Here is a 3,635-nt window from a genome sequence, read left to right as displayed (position 1 = left end):
ATCGGCGTCTTGACCAGCACTTCCGCGGTCTGGCTTCCCAGCAGCATCTTTCGCACACCGCGCCGCCCGTGCGACGCCATCACGATCAGATCGCATCCGCCCAACTTGGCGGCGCGGACGATGGCTTCGGCGGGGGAATCGTCGATCTCATGTGCCAGCGTCACCTTTACACCGTGATCGCGGGCACGTTCTTCGATGGCGGCAAAGCGTTCCTTCATGAGGTTATCAAGCTGTTGATCATAGCGCGTCGTCGCAAGATCAACCCCCGCCAGCTGTGCCGCCCGTGCCGCATCCGGATGCAGGGGTTCTGACACGGTCAGGATCGTGATTTTCGCATCGAACGACTTGGCAAGGGCCAACCCGTGCTCAAGCCCCTTAAGGGCAAGCTCGGATCCGTCAGTGGCAACAAGAATGTGTTTATACATGTGTTTTCCTTCTTAGAACCTGGATCGACGTTTGCCGCGCATCTATGATGCCAAGGCCATCTTGGCCGCGATCCCGAGATGAGGCAAGCAGCCCTGATCATGAATACCTGTCAGGTAGGGTTAAGCCCCTTCCCCCGCTGCCCGACGTGAAACACGAACACGCCGCATCAGCCAGGGCGCCCGACGTCGATCTTCAGTTGTTCGGGCGGTATGCCCCGGCGCAGGGCGCTTTCGCGGACAGCCGCTTGCACCGCCTTGCTGCGCCGCAACAGCCGTAAAAAGCGGGCCTCATCCAGCACCAGCAGCGTCGTGGGTGCGATGGCGCGCACCTCGGCCCGCCTTGGCCGATTCATCAGCATCGCCATCTGGCCGAACATATCACCACGCCCCAGCCGCCAGGTTTGCCCGGCAACCTCTAGCTTGACTGCGCCAGAGGCGACGAAATGGACGCTTTTGTTACCGTTATCCTTGCGCAGGATAATCTCGCCTTCGTTGACGTAACGCGTTACCAATGCGCGGGCCAATTTTTTCGACGCCGCATCATCCATATCGGCAAACAGCGGAAATTGCCGCACCAGAGCGGCCTTTTGCATGGCCAGATCCAGCCGCGGCGTCTTTTCCACGCGGTCACGCCGCGCGGCAATGTTTTGCATGAGCGAGCTGTGCACCTCTTCACCGATCAGCCCATCTTCCAACAGCGCATCATATTCCCGCTCTTCCAGACGCAGGGCGGTGCGGCGAATGAAGCGGCGTTCCATCTCTTCGGCGTAGCCGGGGTATTGCAGGCGCAACCCTTCCAGCGCCTGATCCACCATCGCAATCCGGCGGGTCAATATTTCATGCAGCAATTCGGCCACGCGGCGGCCGTGAATACGGCGGATCCGGCCATCAATGAACCCATGCAGATCACGCAAGATCAGCCGCTGCGACAGCAAAAGCCCAAACCGCGTTGCCGTGATCCGCGCAAGCGGTGCCGAAATATGCGCCCGGTTATGCAAGAACATCGCCGGGCGCTGCCAGCGCCCAAACCCCAGGCCGCGCCGCGCCGCACGCTGATAGCCGGGGCGCCCGCCAATACGCAGCGCCTCAATCAGCGCGTCGGCCTCGGACAGCATCCGTTCGGACAGGCGCGATGATATTGTGCGGTCGCGAAACCGTGCCAGGATCGTGTCGCGTTCAGCACTGGCCAGCGCAATCAGGCCCAGGGTAACGCGGTCACGGTCCAGAATATCGGTGTTATCCTCGGCCGCCTTCACGGCAGCATTCAGCCGTTCGCCAAACTGCTTGGCCTCGGCGCGGACGGTTTCCTTGGTCAGGTCGTAATTTTCCGTCGCGGCGGCAACATCTTCGCGCACGGTTTGCAGCGCAACCGCAATCACCTGATTATAAAGCGCATTATCAAGCGGCGACAGCCGATCCAGCCCCAGCCGTGTAATGACCCAGCGCAGTGTCGTGCCCTGCACCAGCAGCGTGAACAGCGTGAATCCGGTGGCAAGGATACCTACCAGGCGCTTCACCTCGACCGGGACGCGAAAGCTTTCGGTGACAGCCAGCGCCAGTGACAGCGTGACCGCCCCGCGCAAGCCCCCCCACATGATCGCCACGCGGTAGGGCCGTTCAACCACGGGCGAAAGCCCCAGCCGCGTCAGCAGCGGCAAAAGCCCGTAAATGATGATCGCCCGCGCCACGATTGCCGCCACAACCACCACCGCGATCAGGCCAAAATCGCTTAGCCGAACCTCTTCCAGCAGGCGCGGAATCAGCAGCGCGGCCAGAACAAAGATCAGCGCCCCCGCCCAATGCGCCAGCAGATCCCAGACCTCACGCAGGTTTTGCCAGATGGTGGGCGGCAGGCGCCCCGGCCCCATCAATTGCAGCGCCATCGCCGCCACCACAACCGCAATCACCCCCGAGGCGCCAACGCTTTGTTCAGACACGATATAGGCCAGATAGGGCAGCGCGATCGAGACCGAAATCACCGCCAATTCGTATCTGGCAAACAGCACCATCACCCAAATCGCGATCCGTGCCGCAACCAGACCCACCACGACGCCGCCCGCCAGCAGCATCGGAAACCGCGCCAGCGCCGTTTCCAGCGTGGGGTCGGGCACGCCGGCCATCACATATTCCATGAACAGCCCGAACAGCGCGATTGCCGCAGCGTCGTTCAGCAGGCTCTCGCCCTCGATGATGCGCGCCAACCGTCGCGGCGCCGAGATCGAGCGGAACATGCTGACCACCGCCGAGGGGTCGGTGGTGGACACAATCGCCCCCAACAGCAGCGCCGCCGACAGCGTCATCGAACTGATAAGCGACAGCGCGTAGCCCACCACAAACGTCGCCACAAAAACCGCCACCACCGCCAGCACCAGAATCGGCACCCAGTCATCGGCCATGCGCCGCAGGTTCAGCCCCAGCGTGACCTGAAACACCAGGGTTGGCAAAAACACATAAAGAAACACGTTTGAACGGATCGGCAGCGCCAAAATGGCCTCGGCCACCGGGTTCAACGCATCGGTCAGCTCAGTGCGCAGAAAAAACGTCGCCGCCGTGCCAACCATGATGCCAAGACAGGCGATGATCACGGCATACGGCAGCCGCAACCGCGCCGCCAGCGGTTCGGCCGCGCCGATCAGCAAAAACAGCGACGCAATAATCGTGGTGATCAGAACAATATCCATCGTCTTGGATTATCAGCAATCAGACCTGAATAAAATCTTATCTGTCACGGGCAGGGTGGCGCCGCTTTCAGCTATGCGAGGCGTGGCCGACCCGCCCCTTGGCCTGAGGGATGGGAAAGACGACATCATAGGCCCAGTTGAACAAAAACGCATAGACCACATAAAATACCGCAAAACCCACATCCATCATAAAGGCATCCCACAGGCCGATATTCAGATACCACGCAATGAACGGCACCAAGAGCGCCAGCAACCCCGCCTCGAACAAGAGCGCATGGATAACCCGCACAAACGCGGGTTTGTGCGTGGTGCCCGTGAAACGCTGCATGGTCAGATCAAACAGCAGATTGTAGACATAATTCCAGCCTGTTGCGACTGTTGCGGCCACGATGCTGACCACACCGATATTTTGCATCGGCATGGCAAAGACCCAGGCGCCAATCGGAATGACCAGCAACAGGCCGATCAGTTCAAAACTGATGGCGTGGCGAATTCTGTCGGGGGTGGTGCGCATCGGGCCCTCTGAAAC

3 protein-coding genes are annotated in these 3,635 nt (G+C 60.8%); all 3 read right to left on the bottom strand.

Features of this window, described 5'->3' with window-relative positions:
* On the bottom strand, window positions 1-425 hold a 425-nt coding region (locus ACM62R_RS05615; RefSeq protein ID WP_415183082.1), incomplete at its 3' end, for a universal stress protein.
* 167 nt (window positions 426-592) lie between these two features.
* Window positions 593-3,106, bottom strand: coding sequence for a cation:proton antiporter (locus ACM62R_RS05610; protein ID WP_415183081.1), 2,514 nt, complete (start codon window positions 3,104-3,106; stop codon window positions 593-595).
* A 67-nt stretch (window positions 3,107-3,173) separates the two neighbouring features.
* On the bottom strand, window positions 3,174-3,635 hold a 462-nt coding region (locus ACM62R_RS05605; protein ID WP_415183080.1), incomplete at its 5' end, for a PACE efflux transporter.

Origin of the sequence: Phaeovulum sp., assembly GCF_047638075.1 — a bacterium.
Taxonomy (GTDB): Bacteria; Pseudomonadota; Alphaproteobacteria; order Rhodobacterales; family Rhodobacteraceae; genus UBA6197.
Note: the sequence above shows the minus strand (reverse complement) of the source record. Positions and strands in the feature narration are given on the sequence as shown.